The following is a 20,811-nucleotide window of genomic DNA, read 5'->3' on the forward strand; positions in this document are numbered from 1 at the left end:
GTTTTCCATGGATATTCTTACCCTCGTCGGGCTTGTCGCCGGTGTCCTGATTGTCGGCATGGCCATGCTGGCCAATGCCTCGCTGCTGACCTTCCTGAACCTGCCCGGCCTGGCCATCGTTCTGGGCGGCACCTTTGCCGTGACCCTGATCAAGTTCCGCATGCCCTCGGTCATGAGCGCCTTCCGGCTGGCCTTCAGCGCCGCCTTCATCGATCGGGTTGACCGTCCGGCTGAGTTGATCCGGGAGGTTGGCGCGCTCGCCATGGTGGTGCGCAAGGAGGGTATCCTGGGCCTGGAAAACCACGAGACCGACAACGTCTTCCTGCGCAAGGCCATTAACCTGTGTGTCGATGGCCATCCGCCGGAACTGGTGGAAGAAGCCCTGGCCCAGGAAGCCCGACAGTCGTCCGAGCGTTACGAAGTGGCCGAGCGGGTGTTCCGGGGCATTGGCGAATCGGCGCCGGCCATCGGCATGCTGGGTACCCTGGTTGGCCTGGTGCAGATGCTGAACACCCTGGATGATCCCTCCTCCATCGGCCCGGCCATGGCCATTGCCCTGCTGACCACCCTGTATGGCGCGTTTATCGCCCAGCTGATCGCGCTGCCCCTGGCGGACAAGCTGCAGCTCAAGGCGGAAGACGAAACCCGCAACCAGATGCTGATCATCACCTCGATCAAGAACATCATGCGCGGTGAGAACCCGCGGGTCATGACCGAGCTGCTGTCGTCCTTCGTTCACCCGGATCAGCGGACCGGCCTGGCGCCGGAGCGGGAGGCCTGAGGCCTTGGAAGTCGTCCAGCAGAAAAATCGCAGCCGCCTGAAGACCTCGACGCCGGCCTGGATCGTCACCTTTGCCGACCTGGCGACGCTGTTGCTGACCTTCTTCATTCTGTTGCTGTCGTTTGCGGAAATGGACGTGGACAAGTACCGCGCCATGGCCAACTCTATGGCGGTGGCCCTCGGATCGAGCAACGTGGTGGGTGAGGATGTCGGGGGGTCGCCGATTACACTGATCGAATCGGACACCGTGTCGCTGCCCGAGCCCACCGAAAGCCAGGCCCGCGAACCGGAATTCATCGACGAGCGGGACGACTCGGTGGCGGAGACCAAAATCCCCGGTGGCGTCATCGACCTGGCCAGTCGCCTGATCCGGGAGCTGGAAACGGAGGTGGCGTCGGAAGCCCTGAACGTGAACTACGACGACCAGCAGGTGGTGATCCGCTTCTCCGAGGAGGCCACGTTCCGCTCGGGCGAGGCCGACATCAAGCCGGAAATGATTCCGATCATCGAGCGGGTCGTGAACGTGCTGTCCGAATGCTCGGGCAATGTGTTTGTGTCCGGCTATACCGATGACCGGCCGATCTCCAGTAGCCGGTTCCGCTCCAACTGGGATCTGTCGGCGGCGCGGGCGGTCTCGGTGGTGCACGAGCTGGTGCTGAACCGACAGGTGCCGGCCGAACGGGTGGTAGCCGCTGGCCGGGCCGAAACCAATGCGCTGGTGCCCAACAACTCACCGGAAAACCGGGCCCTGAACCGCCGGGTGGAGATTGCCATCCGTGATCCCGAGTGCCAGGACTCGGCCGCAGCCGGCGAGCTGCCGGTGGAGATCCTGCCCTAGGGCGTGGCCCGTGGGGCATCACTGGTCCAGCCAGCTTTGGAACCATTGCTCGCGCAGCTCCAGAGTCTTTGAATACCAGACATGGTCCCGGAAGATCGCGTTGTCCATGTGCGCCGGGTCGGTCGGCATGTGCGGCTGCATCGACACGCCCATGTCGGTATGCAGCCCGATACGCTTCTGGGCCGATGTCCGGGTCGGCCCGTAACTGATCAGGTTCGCCTGCGCCGCCATTCGGTCAGTGCGGGTGGCAAAGCGCAGGGTTTCCTGGCCAATGCCCAGAACCTCCGGCAGCCACAGTGCCACGACCCCGACGGCGAGCCCGGCGACCGCCGGCCGCGCCCAGGCAGGCGCGATGAGGCGATGACTGGCCTCGGAACTGTAGTTCAGCAACACCACGAACAACCACGCCAGCCCGGCGCACAGCACCCCCTCCAGGGCAAACAACAGGAACTCGTAGCTGTGTTCAACGCGGGTGAAATCCACCAGGAACAGGGCCGGACGATCGAAGATCACGTTGGCAATAATGTAGCCGGTGGCTGCCGCCACCGTCACCGGCGCGAAGGCCCGCAAGTAGTAATGGCGCAGGATGACTTCGTGGGCAAAGACCAGACCGGCGATCGGCGCGTTGAAGGCGGTGGAGATCGCCGCGGCCACGCCACAGGCAATGGCGATCGACCGCTGGTGGCGGAGATTGAGTCGCACTCGGGCAGCGAGGTTGCCGAACAGCGCGCCCAGATAGACCAGCGGACCGTACTGGCCAACCGACGCTCCGCTGCCCAGGGAGATCAGTGCCGCCAGGGTGGATGCCAGGCCGCTGCCCAGGCCCGGCGTGGGCCCGGGCATCTGGGCCGCGAGGATGGCGTCGGGCGGCGCAAGGCCGCGCTTTTCCCGAATCAGAAACTGCACCACCAGGCCCACCAGGAGTCCGCCCAGGGTGGGGACCAGCAGCGTGGCGGCCGCGACCAGTCCGGGCTGGTTGTCGGCCAGAACCCGGGCATAGGGGGAAATCAGCAGACGATCGTTGAGATAGTGGACCGCTTCCACGAAGCCGATGGCCGCCAGCGAGCCAGCCGTCCCCACGACAACGGCCACCACCGTCACCATGCCCACCTGGTACACAATCTGTTGAACGCCGGTCCTGTCCATACTGCAAGTAAAGTCTGCTTTGGCCCTACCCTCAACGGCAGGCCGGCATCCTGTGTCCTCAGCGCCTCACCTGGCCCCCTCGCCGGGTGCCGTTTTTGGACGGCTGAATGTCGTATTGGAATCACTTCGGGCCCGGAATCGGGGCCACATTGAAGTGGAGGTCGGTGTGCCCGGGGCGGGGTGCGCCTGTCGGGATCGTGTAAGGGGACGCAAACATGGCACAACTACCGAAACGCGCGAAAGTCGTGATCATTGGCCAGGGTGGTATCGTCGGTTCCTCGGTGGCCCACCATCTGATCCAACTGGGCTGGGACGACATCGTCGGGCTGGAGAAATCGGCCATTCCCACCGACATCGGCTCCACCTCACACGCGTCGGATTTCTGCTTCACCACGTCCCACGACAAACTGAACATCTACACCACGAAATACAGCCAGGCCTTCTACGAGCAACGCGGCAACTACGTGAGGTGTGGTGGCATGGAAGTGGCCCGCGTGGACGACGACGAGCGCATGGACGAATTGCGCCGCAAGGTCGGCTCGGGCAAGGCGTTCGGTACCAATGTCAGCCTGATTTCCCCGAGCCAGGCCAAGGAACGGTTTCCGTTGCTGGAGGAAAGCCAGATCCAGGGCGCCATGTGGGATCCGGATGCAGGCCTGGTGGTGCCGCGCTCCCAGAAGGTGGCGGGCGACCTGGTCGAGGAAGCCGTGGCAACCGGCAAGTTGCAGGCGTTCCCCTACACCCCCGCCACCCGAATCGATGTCCAGAATGGTCAGGTGCGGGGCGTTGAGACCGACAAGGGCTACATCGAAACCGAATACGTGGTGCTCGCCATGGGCATCTGGGGACCCCTGATGGCCTACACCGCGAACGCGGCGTTGCCGTTGATGCCGCTGGAGCACCCGCTGCTGTTCTTCGGCCCCTACGAGCCGTTGAGAGGCACCGGCAAGCAGATTGTCTATCCCCTGTTCCGCGACCAGGGCAATTCCGCGTACGTCCGCGATACCGGGGACCCGACCACCACCGAGGGTGGCCGGATCGAATGGGGCTATTACGAGGCCGAGAACCCCAGGCTGGTGTACCCAGGCGCCATAGCCGAACCCGGCGAAGCCCGGATGTCGCCCTCCATGCGGGACCTGTCACTGGACCAGGTCATGGGCGCCTACGAGAAAGCCATTGAAATGACGCCGATTCTGGGCGAACTGGGCTGGGAGGAGAAGCATTCGTTCAATGGCCTGCTGTCGGTGACGCCCGATGGCGGTTCGCTGATGGGGGAGTCGCCGGAGGTGCGCAACCTGTGGTTCTGCGAGGCGGTCTGGGTCAAGGACGGTCCGGGGGCCGGCAAGCTGCTGGCGGACTGGATGACCACCGGTCTGCCCGACATGGACCCGCACAGCGTCGATATTGCCCGGCACTACCCGCTCCAGAAAACCCCGGCCTACGTGTACAACCGTTGCTACGAAACCGCCAAGAAGATCTACACGCCGGCGGTTCACCCACGGGAACCCTACCTGACCGGCCGACGCATGCGCACCAGTCCGTTCTACCCGAGGGAGGTAGAGCTCGGTGGTTACTTCATGGAAGCGGCCGGCTGGGAACGGGCCCATGGCTACGCCGCCAACGAGGCCACGCTGTTGCCCAAGTTCCGTGACCGCATTCCGGTGCGGGAAAACGAATGGGATGCCCGGCATTTCTGGGACGTCTCCAACGCGGAACAGCTGGAGATGAGCGAATCGGTCGGCATGATCAATCTGTCCCACTTCGCCATCTTCGACGTGTCCGGAGCCGACGCCGAAAGTTTGCTCGAGTTCCTGTCGGTGGCCAAGGTGGGCGGCACCCCCCCCCACGGCAAAGGCGTATACACCCATTTCCTGGATGCCCGGGGTGGCGTCCGTTCCGACCTGACCATCATCCGGCGCGGCGACGATGATTACCGGGTAGTCTGTGGCGGTGATACCGGGCACCGGGATTACTGCTGGATGACGCGGATGGCCAGGCAACACGGCTTCGACAACCTCCGCATCGACGACCGTACCGATCACCTGGCCACCCTGGGCCTCTGGGGGCCGAAAGCCAGGGCGACCCTGGCGGCCCTGGTCAGTAACCCGGACGAGCTGTCCCTTGAGCGCTTCCCCTTTGCCACCGCCCGGGAACTGGAAGTTCAGGGCGTCCCCGTCTGGGCCTTCCGGATTTCCTACGTCGGTGAATCGGGCTGGGAGCTCTACTTCCCGTTCAGCTATGGCCTGAAAATCTGGGATCTGCTGTACGACGCCGGGGTGACCCCCGTGGGTATCGAGACCTACGCCAACTCCCGGCGACTGGAGAAGAGCCTGCGCCTGCAGAACGTCGACCTGGAAGTGGAATACAACCTGTACGAAGCCGGGCTGGCCCGGCCCAAGGTCAAGGACGCGGACTTCCATGGCAAGGAGGCTTACCTGCAACAGCGGGCGCTGTCCCGGCAGGCCGCCTACCTGTGCACCATGACCATGACCGACCACCGTGACGCGACCGGCGTGTTGCGCTACCCGGTGGGGCAATGGCCCATCCTTGATCCGGCCACCCGGGAGGTACTGGTGGACCGTCATGGGCGGCGATCCTACAACACCAGCATCGTCTGGGGCCCTTCCCTGGGCCGGAACATCCTGTTGGGCTACCTGCCGGATGAATACGCCCAGGAGGGCCGGGAACTGACCCTCGAGTATTTCGGGGAGCATTACCCGATCCGGGTGGAGGCGGTCGGTTACCGGGCCCTGCTGGATCCGGACAACGAGCGGGTGAAAGTCTGAGGACAGTGTGACGCCGGCTCGGAGCGGTCCCGGCATTGCCCGATTGACCAATGGCAACTACTGTTAAAGTCAGGCGGCCCTGTCTGACGGATCGGATTGGGGCCGCGGCTAGACCCTCCAACCTGCGGAGGTTGTAACGTGGCCAGCGAGAGCGGTTTTGGCGCCATCCAATCTGCCAACGTGCCCTACCGGGTCGGCTTTCTGCTGGTCGACAACTTCACGCTGATTGCCCTGGCGACGGCCGTTGAACCACTGCGGGTGGCGAACCAGCTGGCCGGCTCCGAACTTTATTCCTGGAAATTGTTAACGGCCGGGGGCCGGACCGTTCGCGCCAGCGACGGCATGGCCGTCATGCCAGACGCCGCGCTTCGGGATGATGACCACTTCGACCTGATCATGGTTGTCGGCGGCGTTGACGTTATCCACAGCTTTTCCTCGGCGGAGATCCGCTGGCTGCAGCGGCAGGCGCGCCACCATGTCCTGCTGGGCGCCGTTTGCACGGGGGCCTACATCCTCGCCAGCGCCGGCCTGCTGGACGGCTATTCCTGCAGTGCTCACTGGGAGTGTCTGGAAGCCATTCAGGAGCGCTTCCCTCGGGTACAGACCAACAACCGGCTCTTTACAGTCCTGCAGGAGCGGATGACTTGCACCGGCGGTACCGTGCCCATGCACATGATGCTCAGCTTCCTGGCCCGTCGCCATGGCCGGGAACTGAGTACCGCGGTCTCGCACATGTTCGTGTGTGACCGGGTGCGGGAAGAGTCGGACCCGCAGCCAGTGTCCATGCTGCCCAGGCTGGCCCGTTCCCAGCCCAGGCTCGTCGAAGTGGCCCAGTTGATGGAGGCCAACATCGAAGAGCCGATCGAGCTGGGCGAGTTGGCCGCGCTGGCAGGCACTTCCCGCCGCCAGCTCGAACGCCTGTTCCTGAAACACCTGGGCTGCACACCGTCCCGGTACTACCTTCGGGTTCGCCTCAATCGTGCCCGCCGCATGCTGAAACAGACCTCGTGTTCGATCGTCGAGATCGCCTCCATGTGCGGGTTCGTCTCGGCCACCCATTTCAGCCGTTGTTACCGCAAAACCATGGGCCGGGCGCCGCGGCAGGAACGGGTGGAAGTCTGGACACCGGCGGACTCGGCCACCGACCCCGGGCAGACCCTGCCGTCGTCTTCCCGTGAGGCGCTCAAGCGCGCCAGCTCGGAGCCGACCTACGGCACTCTCGAAAAAAACGTGGACTCAGGTTAGCCCGACGACCAGCCCGTTCTCATCCAGGGATATATCCAGGGCCGCCGGCCGGCGTGGCAGGCCCGGCATGGTCATGATGTCGCCACAGACCGCCACCACGAATCCGGCACCCGCAGCCAGGCGCACTTCCCTGACCGGCAGCGTGTGACCGGAGGGCGCCCCCAGTAACGCCGGATCGACCGAGAAACTGTACTGGGTTTTGGCAATGCAGACCGGCAGGTACCCGAATCCCAGGGCCTCGAATTCCCGGAGCTGTTGCCGGGCCTGGGAAGTGAACTCGACGTGGCCGGCGTGATAGATGCGGGTGGCGATGGTTTCGATCTTATCGGCCAGGGGCAGGTTGTCGTCATACAGGAAACGCACCGCTGGTGGCTCGTCGTTGAGCTGGTCGAGCACGGCCTGGGCCAGTTCCGTTGCGCCCTCGCCCCCTGTGGCCCAGTGGTCCGCGGGTACGGCCCGCACGCCCAGGTTCCGGCAGATGGCCCGGATCAGATCGATCTCCTCGTCGGTGTCGCCGGGGAAGCAGTTGATGCACACCACCGGGTTCAGCCCGAACTGGTGCAGGTTGCTGATGTGGCGTTCCAGGTTCGCGGACCCGGCACGCACCGCGTTCAGGTCCGGTTCCGACAGCCGGCTACGGGCCACACCGCCCTGCATCTTCAGGGCGCGAACGGTGCACACCAGGACCGCGGCATCGGGTTGCAGCCCCGAATGCAGGCATTTGATGTCGATGAACTTCTCCGCCCCCAGGTCGGCCCCGAAGCCTGCCTCGGTAACCACGACGTCGTTCAGCGCCAGCGCCGCGCGCGTGGCGTTGACCGAGTTGCAGCCGTGGGCGATGTTGGCGAACGGTCCACCATGGATGAACACCGGATTGTGCTCCAGGCTCTGCACCAGGTTCGGCTGCAGGGCCTCTTTCAAGAGCACCGACAACGCGCCCTCCATGCCCAGGTCGCGGACCGTGACTGGCGAGTTGTCGGAGCGCCGGCCGATAATCATGTTGCCCAGTCGCCGGCGCAGGTCCAAGTGGCCTTCGGCCAGGCACAGAATGGCCATGATCTCGGACGACACGGTGATGTCGAACCCGGTTTCCCGGGGCACGCCATGAGCCTTGCCACCGAGTCCGCAGACGAGGTTGCGCAGCGACCGATCGGTCAGGTCCAGCACCCGGCGCCAGCTGACCAGACGCGGATCCAGGCCGGCCTCGTTGCCCCAGTGGATGTGGTTGTCGATCAGCGACGCCAACAGGTTGTGGGCCGTGGTAATGGCGTGGAAATCGCCATTGAAATGCAGGTTGATGTCCTCCATCGGAATGACCTGGGCGCGCCCGCCACCGGCCGCACCGCCCTTCATGCCGAAGCAGGGGCCGAGGGAGGGTTCCCGCAGGCATACCGAGGCGTTCACGCCCAGGCGATTGAGCCCGTCGTTCAGCCCCACGCTGGTGGTGGTCTTGCCTTCACCGGCCGGGGTCGGTGTCATGGCGGTGACCAGGACCAGCTTGCCGCGCGCGGCGGTATCGGAGGTATCGACATAGGCCATGTCGAGCTTGGCCTTGTAGTGGCCGAAGGGCACGAGGCTCTCGGCCGGCAACCCGAACCTTCGCTGGGCCAGCAACAGGATGGACTGGGGCTGGACCGACCGGGCAATGTCAATGTCCGTTCCCGGCGGTGCCGGGGTGTCGTCGAGCAGGCGGGCGTCGGTGGCCTGTTCACTGTATCGCGGAGCCATTGAGCTGTCTCCTGCGGTCCTCCACGGACCGGCTGTGTTCGTGAATCCACTGCGCCGACTGGCGCAAACCGCCGAATGGAAACAGATGTATCCCCTTCAGGAGGGTGTCGGGGTTGTCCCGACAATACTGGACCAGGGATCGCACCATGCCGTCTGGCCGCCAGGCGCGCAGCAATCTGGTGCTGCCGGGCTGGCGCAGCAGCAGGCGGGTCGAATTGCCGATGCCGCACTGGCTGGCATAGGCCATCAGGGTCCGCACCCGTGTGGGTCCGGCCAGGCCAATGTAAACCGGCACCTCTTGCAGGAGGGTCCCCAGCCTCTGCAGCCAGTCGATCACGATCTGGGCATCGAAGGTGAACTGGGTCACCACCCACAACCGGATTCCGGCCGCTCGGGCATACTCCTGCTTGATGTCGAGGGCCCGGGTCAGCGTGGCCCGGTCGACCCTTGGATGGCCGTCAGGGTGCGCTGCGAACCCGATCCCGTGAAACCGGAACCGGGACAGGATGCCGGACTCGAGCACCGCCAGGGTATCCGGGAAGGGACCGGCCACGGTGTCCCGATCGCCGGCGATCAGCAGCAACCGGTCAACCTGACTGTCCTGAAGCCGGCCCAGCCAGTCCTCCAGTTGCCACTGGCTCTCCACCATCCGGGCCGGCAGGTGCGGCACAGGTTGCATGCCCAGTGCCAGCAGCCGGGCGCAGGCCGCCAGGGTGTCGTCGAACTGTCCGGACGGGAGGAACGGCACGTACACCGGGGTTCCGGCGGGCAGCAGCTGTGGCAGCTGTTCGGCCTGCAGGATCTGGCGGGGCGTCGCTTCGATCGACGCCGATCCCACCAGCGCCTGCAGGCGCCGGTTGTACGCCTCGCCCGGCTCTACCGGGGCTGGTCCCGCCGTGGATTGATTGGCCAATGTCATAACGCGTCACCCCTGGTGATCCGGTCACGGCGCCGGTGGTCAGTCCGCAAAATCAATGCCTTTGGCGCGTGCACGCTCCCGCGCATTCGGATTCACCGAGGGCCGGAAGGGCACTTCCACCACTTCCGCCTCGACGTCTGTCGACCCATCCGGCGCGGCGTACTCTATCGGCAGGTGCACCGTCAGCCGCGTACCGATGCCGCGCAGGTCAAACGGCACATAGGCCAGGGCGATGTTGGTTTCCAGTTCCGGTGAGTACCAGGGAGACGTGACGTAGCCTTCGGCCGGGCGCCCCTTCGGTCCGCTGATCAGCCAGAAGTCGTTGGAGTAATCGGTGACCGGCCCGCCCCCGAAACGGATCCCCACCATGGTGTGGGTGAATGGCGGGTGGCCGGCATCCAGCTGCTCACGGACCTGCTCGAGTTTCTGTTTGCCGATGTAGTCCGCGTCCTTGTTGCGTGGCACCTGGTAGGCCAGGTTGCACTGGAACGGCAGTGTCTCCGCGTCCACGTCCTGGCCCCAGGACAGGATGCCGGCGGCAATGCGGCGGTGGTGGGCCGGGGCGATGACCCGGAGGTTGTGGGTTTCCCCGGCCGCCAGCACGGCGTACCAGACGTCCTCGGCGTACCTGGTGGCGTCCTTGAGGTAGATCTCGTAGCCCTTCTCGCCGGTGAAACCGGTCTGGGACACGATCACGTCGCGCCCGGCCAGCTGGCCCTCCATCAGGCCGTAGTAGGGCAGGTCACGGACCTGTTCCCCAAACAGGTCGGTCATCAGGGCTTCGGATTTGGGGCCCTGAATCTGCAGCGGCGCCACGTCGATCTCGGCGATGCTGACATTGAAGCCCATGCCGATGTTGACGCCCCGCAACCAGAGCTCCAGATCACTGTCAGACAGGGAGAACCAGAACTCGTCCTCCGCCACCCGCAGCAGGACCGGGTCATTGAGGACACCGCCGTCCTCGTTGCAGAGGATGACGTATTTGCCCCGCATGGGTTTGATTTTGGTCGCGTCGCGGGTAATGACGTAGTTCACGAAGCGTTCGGCATCCGGGCCCTTGACCTGGATCTGGCGCTCGACCGCGACGTTCCAGAGCGTGACGTCGTTGATCAGGGCTTCGTACTCCACCATGGCGCCGCCTTCCTCGGGCCGGACGTAGCCCCGGGGATGATACATCCGGTTGTACACCGTCGCGCGCCAACAGCCGGCCTCGTAAGCCAGGTGCCAGTACGGCGACTTGCGTACCCGCGTGGAGATCAACATCTCCACCGGCGTCGGGCCGGATTGCCGAAGGTTGATGGGAACCTTGCGATCGCTCTGGTCGACGGTGTCGGGTTGCCGGGCGACACCGGCGCGTTGTTGCGGATGATCCTGCAGTGCTTGCTCGATTTTGACAGCCATGGCTATCTCCCCTTTTGGCGGGTTGCTGATAGCATCAATGTGACCGCGTTTGGCGCTGGCGGGTGGAACCATTACGACATGGAAGCGACCAAAAGCGTCAAGGCCTTATAGCCGGGGCGAAGACTCTCATGCTGAATTCATATAACTGTCCTGGATTCAGATCCTTATACTGTGTCGCCCGGGGCTGGCTCGCGGACACCATGATCTCAGTCACCCAACGTATCCGATAATGAGAGAGCGAATATGAGCGGACCTGACAAGCCCAAAGTCATCGGTGAGGAGTGGAGCGACGAGCGAGTAAAAAGCTTTCTCGCCATTGAGCCCTACGATTCGGCCAAGAACCCTGACTTCAACGCCCTGCTGAAAGCCTACCAGGCCATGCGCGCCGAAGATTTCGAGCGGTTTATCGGCTTCTTCGTGGAGGCTGGCCGCGACCTGAACGCGGTGAGTGAAAGCGGCGAAACTATCCTGGACATCATCTCTGAGCATCGCCGAAGTGTGGAGTATGCCAAGGCCCTCGAGCAGGCCGGCGCAAAACGGACGGCCGCGGCCGGGAACTGATTCCCGGCGCGGCTGCCAGTGTGGAAAGGCGGAGCGTTACTGTACGTCCACCTCGATGGCTTTCGGTTCCTTCGGCTCGGCCTTCTGCAGCGTGAGGCTCAGCACACCATCCTTGAAATTGGCCCTGACACTGTTTTCATCGACGTTGTCGGGCAAGGTAAACCGGCGCAGGAAGCTGCCATAGAACCGCTCGACACGGTGGTGCTTCTTATCCCCGGATTCCTCTTCGTGCTTGCGTTCGCCTTCGATGCTCAGAACGCCATCGTGTACGGTCACCTTGACGTCGTCCTTGGACATGCCCGGCAACTCGGCATCGATGGTGAATGCCTCCGGGGTTTCCTTGATGTCGACGGCCGGTGACCAGTCGCTGCGGCTGAACAGGTCCTTACCCTCGCGCTCGTTGGCGCGGGCCAGGCCGAACATTCGGTTGTAGCGGTTCATCAGGTCTTCGAATTCACTGACCGGATTCCAGCGGGTTATGTTGCTCATGGGAATACCCTCCTCATCACGATAACGAATCTGTAAGTTGTTTCTCAGCTTCGCTCGCGGAACTGTCTAACACCGGTGGCGCCCTCCGGATGGTTATCCGTGAACTTCTGCTATTACCGAATGTAGGCGCCGATGAGGCGTTTTCAAGGGGGCTTCTGCCTGAATTTTGACCAGCGTCAATCCGCTTTCAAAGACCGCCGAAGTGCCGGTGCAGGAATGGCCGGAACCGGTTCATGGGTGCCCCGGGTGTGTGGAGATCGGGCCGGGTGCCGGGCCGGAATCCCGGCAGTTCTCCGGACAGGAAGGGCGCGACCAGCGCCGGGTTGCCACTGATGACATGGACGATCACATCCCGGCTCGCGTTATCACCGGTGATCAGGGGGGCGGGCTGGTGATCGCCCAGCAGGATCATCAGGGCATCGTCCCGCACGTACCGGGCCGCGAACTCACCGGCAACGGTCAGACTGTAGCGGATCGACCTGGCGAAGTGGTCGCGAACCCGGTCCGGGTCCTGCCACAGGGACACGGGGTCCTCCCCGGTGCCCCGCCAGCGGTTGAACACCCGGCCGTTGCCAATGGTGTCCCAGTCCTCAAGTACGGGCAGAACCGGAACCCAGGGGGCGTGGCTGCTGATCAGGGCCAGCTCGGCGAATACGGGGGCGGCGGTACGTTGGCGCAGTTGCTGGAACCAGTGCCAGGTGTACTGGTCCGGCATGGTCACCCAGTTGAAGGTCGGGCCCCGGTAATCCAAGTTGGTGGACGCGTAGATGCGGTCGTAGCGCAGCAGTCGGCCCTCCGGCCACGCCCGGGTGATGGCGGGCATCACCGCCAGGGTTCGATGGCCGGTACGCCGGAAGTCATCGACCAGGGTCGGGTAGCCACTGCTCAGCACCGTCTCGTAGGCAAGCTGGTTGGCGATCCAGTGGCCGCTTATCGTGGACAGATGTCCCAGCCAGGACTGCCCCCCCTGAACCGGTGAACGCAGCCGGCCGGTGGCCACCGTCAGACCGGAGGAGGCCAGTCGCTCGGCCAGGGTTTCCAGCTGTGGGTCGATCCGACGCCGGTACCGGTCGTCGGTCAGCGAGGAGATTCCGTAGGATTCGATAAACCCGAGGATCACGTCCTTTCCGGCCAGCCGTGGCAGCGACGCGGGGCGGTCTCCCCGGGTACGAAGCTGCTCGGCCAGGGCCTGGCTGGCCCGCTGAGTGTCCGAGAACAGGGTTGCCTGGTGGGCAACCAGCGCCAGCGCCGGGCTTCCGATCTGGGGCGTGACGGCGCCCGCGATGGCCAGGCCGGTGACCAGTAACAGGGGATTGCCCAGGCGCTTGGGTGAGTAACGATGCAAGCGCTCGAGGCTGACATGGAAGAGCCAGCCCACCCCGGCCAACGCGCCCAGCAGGAGCACCACGGCCAGGAGGGCCCAGGGAACGCCCAGATTGGTCGTCAGGATGTTCCAGGCGGCGCCCAGCAACCCGGCTTCCAGATAGAGGTTGAGGCCCCGTCCCAGACTCTGGCGCACCAGGGCATCGGCCAGAACGAGGAGCGCAATGGCACTGTAGCCGATGGCCAGCGTGATGGTCAGTCGATCACGGGAGACCGGGCGCAGGCACAGCAGTGCCCAGAGCGCGAGGGCCTCCACCGAAAGCCAGGGAGCCGCACCGGGCAGGGCCAGGGCTGGAACCAGAAACAGGCCGTTGAGAATCAGAAGCCATACCAGCATCACAGGTCACCTGCCCCCGGCTCCGCCATCAGCTCTCGCTGAGGTAACTGTCCTTGAGTTTGACGTAGTTGCCGGCGGTGTACGTGAAGAACCCGCGTTCGTCCTCCGTCAACGCCCTGGCCTTCTTGCAGGGCGAACCAACGTAAAGGTGGCCGGACTCCAGGGTTTTCCCGGGCGGCACCAGGCAGCCGGCGGCGACGATGACCTCGTCCTCCACCACCGCGCCGTCCATGATGATGCAGCCCATACCGACCAGAACCCGGCTGCCCACGGTGCAGCCATGCAGCAGCGCCTTGTGGCCGACGGTGACATCGTCCCCGATGGTGAGCGGGTACCCGCCCGGGTTGTAGTCACTGGCATGGGTGATGTGCAGCACCGAGCCGTCCTGGATGCTGCAGCGGTTGCCGATGCGGATTCGATGCATGTCACCGCGCACCACCGTCATTGGCCAGATGGAACAGTCGTCGCCGGTCTGCACGTCACCGATGACCACGGCACTGGGATCCACCCAGCTACGTTTACCAAATTGTGGCGCTTTGCCCTTGTGTGAGCGTACATTCGTCATTACATATACCTTTCAGGTGTCCATTGCTTCGGAGTCTGGAGTCTTCGGGGTAGAGCTTTCCAAAACCCGCTCAAGTACGTCCATGTGGCGCTTGAGCTCCGCCATCCATGGCTCCGCACAGTTTTGGAAAGCTCTACCCCGAACACTCCCCCGGAGCTTGGAGTTATCTGAAATTACCTTACACACGAACGGCTGAGAAGGGGACCTATGAATAACCCGCTACTGACCAACGACCTGCTGCCGAAGTTCGACCATGTCCGCACTGAGCACATGGAAACGGCCATAGACCAGATTCTCAGCGAAAATCGCATGAAGATCGCGACGCTGGCCCAGCAGGACGACCCCACCTGGGAGACGCTGGTCCAGCCCATGCAGGCAATGGAGGATCATCTCAGCAACGCCTGGTCGGTGATCTCCCACCTTAACGGGGTGATGAACAACGACGAGCTGCGCAAGGTCTACAAGAACTGCCTGGAGAAGCTGACCGAGTACAGCACCGAAGTCAGCCAGAACGCGGTTCTGTGTGAGGCTTACAAGAAGCTCGCCGCCCGGGACGACTTCAAGGACCTGAGCGAGGCCCAGCGCAAGTCCGTGGACAACACCCTCCGGGATTTCCACCTTGGTGGCGTGGACCTGCCCGAGGAACAGAAGCAACGCTACGCCGCCCTGTCCCGGGAGCTGGCGGAATTGTCCAATCGCTTCAGCGACAACGTGCTGGACGCCACCCAGCACTGGTACAAGCACATCACTGACGTGGATGAGCTGGCGGGTGTGCCGGAGACCGCGATCGAGGGCGCCAAACAGGCCGCGCGCCAGAAAGAGCTGGATGGCTACGTGATCACCCTCGATTTCCCGAGCTTCTACCCGGTCATGACCTACTGCGACAACCGCGACCTGCGCCGGGAAGTTTACGAGGCCTTTGTCACCCGGGCCTCCGACCAGGGCCCGGATGCCGGAACCTGGGACAACACGCCGCTGATGGCGGAGATCCTCAAGCGCCGCCATGCCCTGGCCAAGTTGCTGGGGTTCAACAACTACGCCGAACGCTCCCTGGCGACCAAGATGGCCCGCAGCACGGACGAAGTACTCGAGTTCCTGAACCAGCTGGCGGACAAGTCCAAGCCCGTGGCGGAGAAGGAATTTGCCGAGCTCAAGGCGTTTGCCCGGGACGAATACGGCATTGAGGATCTGCAGGCCTGGGACGTCGGTTACTACAGCGAAAAGCTCCGTCAGCAGCGTTACGACATCTCGCCCGAGACCCTGCGCCCGTGGTTCCCGGTGGACAAGGTGGTGCCGGGCCTGTTCCGGGTTGCGGAAAAACTGTTCGACGTCCAGATCGAGGCGAAACCCGGGGTCGAGACCTGGCACGAGGACGCCACCGCCTACTGCATCAGCCGCAATGGCGAGCCCCTGGCATGGTTCTACCTCGACCTGTTCGCGCGCCAGGGCAAACGTGGTGGCGCCTGGATGGCTGATTGCCGGGTGCGCTGGCGCAACCTGAGAGGCCAGTTGCAGTTGCCGGTGGCCTTCCTGACCTGTAACTTCACCCCGCCGGTGAATGGCAAGCCGTCGCTGCTGACCCACGACGAGGTCACCACCCTGTTCCACGAATTCGGCCACGGCCTGCACCACATGCTGACCCAGGTTGAGGTGCTGGATGTCTCCGGCATCAACGGCGTGGCCTGGGACGCGGTCGAGCTGCCCAGCCAGTTCCTGGAGAACTGGTGCTGGAACCCGGAATCCCTGGCGCTGATTGCCTCGCACCACGAGACCGGCGAACCGTTGCCCGAGGATCTGCTGCAGAAACTGCTGGCGGCGAAGAACTTCCAGTCCGGCATGGGCATGGTGCGTCAGCTGGAGTTCTCATTGTTCGACTTCCGCCTGCATGCGGAATTCAGCGAAGAGGCGCCCACCAACCCGCTGGACATGCACCGCAAGGTCCGTGACGAAATCGCCGTGGTGGAGGCACCAGCGTTTAACCGCTTCCCGAACTCCTTCTCGCACATCTTTGCGGGTGGTTACGCGGCCGGCTACTACAGCTACAAGTGGGCGGAAGTGCTGGCGGCAGACGCGTTTTCACTGTTCGAGGAAAAAGGCATCTTCGATCCGGAAACCGGCAAAGCCTTCCTCCGGAACATTCTGGAGAAGGGGGGCTCCCAGGAGCCCATGGAACTGTTCAAGGCCTTCCGCGGCCGCGAACCGGAAGTGAACGCCCTGTTGAAACAATCCGGCATCACGGACGAAGCCGCCTGAGCCAATGTGTTCCGGCGGTCGTAGTGACTGCCGGAGTACCTAATTGCGGAGTTGAGTTATGGCGAGTCCGAAACGCTTTATCGCCGGCGCTGTCTGTCCCCGCTGTGCGGAGATGGACAAGATCATGATGTTCACCACCGATGACGACGACCAGGTGCGCGAGTGCGTGGCCTGCGGGTTTACCGATGCGGTATCGGATGCCGAGCAGCCGGCCAGCCCCGAGCTGGAGACGCGGGTGAACAAGCGCAAGAACGAGGATGATCATACGGTGAAGCAGGTGGTGTTTTTTAAGGCCGGGTCTGAGGACTGAGTTTTGTTGGGCACCTAGCCTGCTGAATGTGGGGGTGTCGAGGGCGCGGGGATGCTTTTCTTCTGGGAAAAACAACTCGCTTCGCTCAGACATCTTTTTCCCGGCAGAAAAGCACCCCCACACCCTCTCTATTTAACCCCACAGTTATACCTTTTCAGACCGGGGCCTAAATTGGCTAAAACCTTTGGCGAGGAGCCGTCCTTGGTCTGTATCCGCCCGTGGATGTCGTTCCTCGTTTCTCGTTCGGCATTATTCGCGTCGGTCCGTCGTGAGGGGGTTGGGGGATTTTTTCCCGCCAGAAATGGATGTCTGAGCGCAGCGAGTTCCATTTCCAAGGGAAAAAATCCCCCTGCCCCCTCGCAGCCCGCCAATCCGGCAGGCTACGGCTACGACCCGAAGGCGAGCTCCGAAGCTCAGAGCACCATGGCCGCCAACCAGCCAAAGCCCAGCAGCGGCAAGTTGTAGTGCAGGAACGTCGGAACCACGGTGTCCCAGATGTGGTTGTGCTGGCCGTCCACATTCAGACCGGCGGTGGGGCCCAATGTGGAGTCGGACGCCGGGGAGCCGGCGTCACCCAGGGCGCCGGCAGTACCCACCAAGGCCACGATGGCCAGCGGGCTGAAGCCCATCTGCAGGGCCAGCGGCACGTACAGCGCAGCGATGATCGGAATGGTCGAGAAGGACGAGCCAATGCCCATGGTGATCAGCAGGCCGACCACCAGCATCAGCAATGCTGCCAGCGGCTTGTTCTCGCCAATGGTGGCGACCGAGCTCTGAACCAGGGTGGCGATCTCGCCGGTTTCCCGCATCACCTCGGCAAAGCCGGAGGCGGCGATCATGATGAAGCCGATCATCGCCAGCATCTTCATGCCCTCGGTGAACAGGTCATCCGCCTCTTTCCACTTCACAACGCCCGACACGTTGAACAGAACGAAGCCGGCCAGGGCGCCCAGGATCATCGAGCCCAGCCAGAGCTGGACCACAAAGGCAGTGACAATGGCGACCAGCGCCATCACGAGGGTGCGGGGGCTGTACCGTACGTCGACCCGCTCGGTGCGGGCGATGGCGTCCATGTTGTAGCGGCGCTCGCCCCGGTAGCTGAAGAACACCGCGATCATCAGGCCGCAGAGCATGCCAAGGGCCGGCAGGGCCATGGCGGACATGACATTGAGGCCGGAGGCGTCGACGCCATTCTCGGCCACGTTCGCCAGCAGGATCTCGTTCAGATAGATACCGCCGAAGCCGATCGGCAGGAACATGTACGGGGTAATCAGACCGAAGGTCAGCACGCAGGCCACCAGGCGCCGGTCCATGTTCAGTTTTGCCATCACGTACAGCAGCGGTGGCACCACCAGCGGAATGAACGCGATGTGGATCGGCAGGATGTTCTGGGAGGAGATGGCGATGGCCAGCAGCAGGCCAATGATCAGGAAGCGGACGCCGGTGGCGGCAGAGCCGTTGTCCTGACGACCGACCAGGGCCAGGGCGCGGTCAGCCAGGGCATGGGCCAGACCGGACTTGCCGATGGCGACGGCGAAGGCACCAAGCGTGGCGTAGGACAGCGCGACGGTGGCGCCGCCACCCAGGCCATTGTTGAAGGCTTCAATCGTGGCCTCCAGAGACAGGCCCGCGATCAGGCCACCGGAAATGGCTCCGATGATCAGGGCGACGACAACGTGGATGCGGCACAAACTCAGGACGAGCATGATGGCAACCGCTGCAACAACGGCATTCATGGCAGACTCCGGGTAGGATCAACTGGATTATCCGGCCCCTTGTGAGGGCCAGGTTCACGAAAAGCGCGCTAATGTGCAGGAAATGACCGCAACAGTCAAAGCGGGAAAAGCCGTATGTGGGCGATCAGGCGTCGCCGATGCGGGAAAAGCGAGGCACCTGCTCGCCGGCCAACTCCACCGTCTCACGGAACATGGACAGTGGGCGCACCCAAAGACTGTGGTCGCCGTACAGGCACCGGTACACCACCATCCATTCTTCGGTTTCGCTGTGACGGGCCAGATCGATGACCTGGTAATCCATGCCTTTGTAGTGGCGGTAACGGCCGGGTTGAATCGGGTGTCGGTTTTCGGTCATGTACTGCCTCATCGTGATCGGGCCGGTGTATACCCATGGATAGGGGACGCAGCGGCTTCAACAGTTTACACTTGATATATGCGTTGCCAGTCGCCCGGAATCGCCATGCGGGGATTTCGAAGTGTAGTCCAAGTTGTCTGGCCCGAAAACCGGAACCTGCTATGAGCCATTCCGCTACCAAAGCGGCTCTGTCGTACCTGTTGCTGGCCCTGTCGTTGGTCCTGTTGTCAGGCCCGGCTCAGGTATCGGCCGCCCCAGCTGACTTTTTCTGGCTTGAGGACGCGGATGACCGGCTGACCGCACGGCAGGTCATGGCGCTTGACTCAGGCCAGTGGCAGGCGTTCGATGAGGACGAGGTGCTCAATCTCGGCTTCAGTGACGGTGCCTTCTGGCTCAAGGCCCGGGTGCCGCCGCAACCGCAGAACCGGGTGCTGGAAATCCGCTATCCGTTGTTGGACGTGGTCGACGTCTTCTGGGTTGTGGACGGGGAGATCGTCCGGCGTTATGAAACCGGCGATTCGCGTCCGTTTGCAAGCCGCCCCCTGTACCACCGCAATTTCGTGTTCCTGGTGCCGTCCAATACCGAAACGGCCACCGCCTATGTCCGGGTGAAAACCCAGGGTGCGGTCCAGATCCCGGTTGAGGTGCTCCCTTCGGCTGAATTCCTGGCCGGTGAGCAGCTGAGTTATGGCTGGCAGGCCATGTTCCTGGGCATCATCGTCGCTCTCGGGCTGTATAACCTGTTTCTGTTTACCATCGTTCGTCAGGTCACCTACCTCTGGTATGTCCTGACCGTGGTGTCGTCCGGACTGGTTCACCTGCACTTCCACGGTCTGCTGTTCCAATGGTGGTGGCCGGACCTGCCGATACTGAACCGGTACTTCACGGTCCCGATCATTGGCCTGGCCATGATGGCCGCCATCATGTTCAGCCTCCAGTTCCTGGCGGTAGCCCGGTACAGTCGATTCTGTTACCGCTTCCTGATGGCGCTGATGATCGGATCGGGGCTCAGCGTGGTCTACGGGTTGTTCGGCCCCTACCAGTCCGGTATTGCCCTGGTGGCCGTGCTGGCGGCCATCGCGACCCCGGCCGGCTGGCTGATCGGTCTCTATGTCTGGTTCCGGGGCCAGGCACTGGCGGGCTTCTACGTCCTCGCGTGGACGCCACTGCTGTTGGGACACCTGATCCTGGCAATCAGCAAGCTGGGCTATCTGCCCCGGAGCTTCCTGACCGAGTTTGGTCCCCAGATCGGCGTTGCGTTGGAGGTGATCCTGCTGGCCTTCGCCCTGGCCCACCGGATCAATCTGGAACGCCGGCGTCGGTTGAAGGCTCAGGAGCAGGCGCTGACGATCCAGCGGCAGGCGAACCAGACCCTGGAAGAAAGGGTCCGTGAGCGCACGGAGGAACTGGAGCGGGCGAACCAGCGGCTCAAGTCCATCAGCTTTACCGATGGCCTGACCCAGATTCCGAACCGCCGGCAGTTCGATGAGCGGATCCGTGACGAATGGGCGCGAACGGCCCGGCAGGGACAGCCCCTGAGTCTGCTGTTGCTGGACATCGACCATTTCAAATCGGTCAATGATCGTTACGGCCATCTGGTCGGTGACGACTGCCTGATTACGGTGGCGGCCATCTGTGCCCATGAGATCCAGCGTTCCGGGGATCTGCTCGCCCGTTTCGGTGGCGAGGAGTTTGCTGTCCTCTTGCCGGCCACCCCGGAGACGGGGGCCCTTCAGGTGGCCGAGCGCCTGAGGCGGGCCATTGAGAATGCCACGGTGTATCCGGGCGCCCAGGAAGCGGCGGTGAGCCTCAGCGTCAGTGTGGGTGTTGCCACCATGATTCCCCCGCTGGAGAAACGACCCGACGAACTGATCCAGCGGGCGGATGAGGCCCTGTACGAGGCCAAGGGTGCCGGCCGCAACCGGGTGATGGCCTACCGCGGCGCCCGGGCGACCTCCGCGGACCAGTCCTAGCGCGG

General features: G+C 63.5%; 17 protein-coding genes. 8 read left to right on the forward strand and 9 right to left on the reverse strand.

From position 1 onward, the window contains the following. The first annotated feature begins 7 nt into the window (after positions 1-7). Entirely contained in the window at positions 8-781 is a 774-nt protein-coding gene (locus KXD86_RS11505) for a motility protein A (RefSeq protein ID WP_218636156.1), read from the forward strand. Between the two features lie 4 nt (positions 782-785). Next, on the forward strand, positions 786-1,619 hold the full coding sequence (locus KXD86_RS11510; protein WP_218636157.1) for a flagellar motor protein MotB: 834 nt from the start codon (positions 786-788) through the stop codon (positions 1,617-1,619). A gap of 18 nt (positions 1,620-1,637) precedes the next feature. Here the strand turns inward: KXD86_RS11510 and KXD86_RS11515 are convergent, their stop codons facing one another. Next, the gene (locus KXD86_RS11515) at positions 1,638-2,765 is read right to left on the reverse strand and encodes a chloride channel protein (RefSeq protein ID WP_218636158.1); all 1,128 of its coding nucleotides are present in this window, start codon (positions 2,763-2,765) and stop codon (positions 1,638-1,640) included. Positions 2,766-2,980: 215 nt separating this feature from the next. Between KXD86_RS11515 and KXD86_RS11520 the strand changes: the two genes are divergently transcribed. Together KXD86_RS11520 and gbdR are read left to right on the forward strand one after the other, a co-directional pair. Next, positions 2,981-5,551: a GcvT family protein gene (locus KXD86_RS11520; RefSeq protein WP_218636159.1), complete on the forward strand. Its 2,571-nt coding sequence runs from the start codon at positions 2,981-2,983 to the stop codon at positions 5,549-5,551. A gap of 138 nt (positions 5,552-5,689) precedes the next feature. Beyond that, positions 5,690-6,796: a choline metabolism transcriptional regulator GbdR gene (gene gbdR / locus KXD86_RS11525; protein WP_218636160.1), complete on the forward strand. Its 1,107-nt coding sequence runs from the start codon at positions 5,690-5,692 to the stop codon at positions 6,794-6,796. Here gbdR and KXD86_RS11530 read toward each other — a convergent pair. Genes KXD86_RS11530 through KXD86_RS11540 form a run of 3 tightly spaced genes read right to left on the reverse strand, consistent with a single transcriptional unit; the run spans position 6,788 to position 10,844 of the window. Continuing rightward, positions 6,788-8,524 (reverse strand): formate--tetrahydrofolate ligase, encoded by a 1,737-nt coding sequence (locus KXD86_RS11530; protein ID WP_218636161.1) that lies wholly within the window; start codon positions 8,522-8,524, stop codon positions 6,788-6,790. The two genes, gbdR and KXD86_RS11530, sit on opposite strands and share 9 nt — an antisense overlap. Further along, positions 8,505-9,443, reverse strand: coding sequence for a methylenetetrahydrofolate reductase (locus KXD86_RS11535; RefSeq protein ID WP_228739372.1), 939 nt, complete (start codon positions 9,441-9,443; stop codon positions 8,505-8,507). Before KXD86_RS11535 ends, KXD86_RS11530 begins: the two co-directional genes overlap by 20 nt. A gap of 39 nt (positions 9,444-9,482) precedes the next feature. After that, positions 9,483-10,844 carry a glycine cleavage T C-terminal barrel domain-containing protein gene (locus tag KXD86_RS11540; protein ID WP_218636162.1) on the reverse strand — a complete coding sequence of 454 codons (1,362 nt, stop codon included), beginning with the start codon at positions 10,842-10,844 and terminating at the stop codon, positions 9,483-9,485. Between the two features lie 243 nt (positions 10,845-11,087). On the opposite strand from KXD86_RS11540, the gene KXD86_RS11545 reads away from it, so the two are divergent. Then, positions 11,088-11,405, forward strand: coding sequence for a PA4642 family protein (locus KXD86_RS11545; RefSeq protein ID WP_218636163.1), 318 nt, complete (start codon positions 11,088-11,090; stop codon positions 11,403-11,405). 36 nt (positions 11,406-11,441) lie between these two features. Here the strand turns inward: KXD86_RS11545 and KXD86_RS11550 are convergent, their stop codons facing one another. From KXD86_RS11550 to KXD86_RS11560, 3 genes are all read right to left on the reverse strand, one after another. After that, positions 11,442-11,894, reverse strand: coding sequence for an Hsp20/alpha crystallin family protein (locus KXD86_RS11550; protein WP_218636164.1), 453 nt, complete (start codon positions 11,892-11,894; stop codon positions 11,442-11,444). A 187-nt stretch (positions 11,895-12,081) separates the two neighbouring features. Beyond that, complete coding sequence (locus KXD86_RS11555) at positions 12,082-13,614, reverse strand: alkaline phosphatase family protein (protein WP_218636165.1); 1,533 nt, start codon at positions 13,612-13,614, stop codon at positions 12,082-12,084. A 28-nt stretch (positions 13,615-13,642) separates the two neighbouring features. Further along, positions 13,643-14,179, reverse strand: coding sequence for a gamma carbonic anhydrase family protein (locus KXD86_RS11560; RefSeq protein WP_218636166.1), 537 nt, complete (start codon positions 14,177-14,179; stop codon positions 13,643-13,645). Positions 14,180-14,386: 207 nt separating this feature from the next. On the opposite strand from KXD86_RS11560, the gene prlC reads away from it, so the two are divergent. Continuing rightward, positions 14,387-16,432, forward strand: a complete 2,046-nt coding sequence (gene prlC, locus KXD86_RS11565; RefSeq protein ID WP_218636167.1) for an oligopeptidase A — start codon at positions 14,387-14,389, stop codon at positions 16,430-16,432. A gap of 58 nt (positions 16,433-16,490) precedes the next feature. Next, a complete protein-coding gene (locus KXD86_RS11570; RefSeq protein WP_218636168.1) occupies positions 16,491-16,742 on the forward strand; it encodes a YheV family putative zinc ribbon protein in 252 nt (83 codons plus the stop codon). Between the two features lie 413 nt (positions 16,743-17,155). Here KXD86_RS11570 and KXD86_RS11575 read toward each other — a convergent pair whose 3' ends face one another. Beyond that, positions 17,156-18,478 (reverse strand): Na+/H+ antiporter family protein, encoded by a 1,323-nt coding sequence (locus tag KXD86_RS11575; RefSeq protein WP_218636169.1) that lies wholly within the window; start codon positions 18,476-18,478, stop codon positions 17,156-17,158. A gap of 124 nt (positions 18,479-18,602) precedes the next feature. Next, positions 18,603-18,833: a DUF1653 domain-containing protein gene (locus KXD86_RS11580; RefSeq protein WP_218636170.1), complete on the reverse strand. Its 231-nt coding sequence runs from the start codon at positions 18,831-18,833 to the stop codon at positions 18,603-18,605. A gap of 161 nt (positions 18,834-18,994) precedes the next feature. Here KXD86_RS11580 and KXD86_RS11585 point away from each other — a divergent pair, with 161 nt between their 5' ends. Next, positions 18,995-20,806 carry a sensor domain-containing diguanylate cyclase gene (locus KXD86_RS11585; protein WP_218636171.1) on the forward strand — a complete coding sequence of 604 codons (1,812 nt, stop codon included), beginning with the start codon at positions 18,995-18,997 and terminating at the stop codon, positions 20,804-20,806. Positions 20,807-20,811 lie beyond the last annotated feature (5 nt).

It is taken from the genome of Marinobacter arenosus, assembly GCF_019264345.1.
In the GTDB taxonomy this organism is placed as follows: domain Bacteria; phylum Pseudomonadota; class Gammaproteobacteria; order Pseudomonadales; family Oleiphilaceae; genus Marinobacter; species Marinobacter arenosus.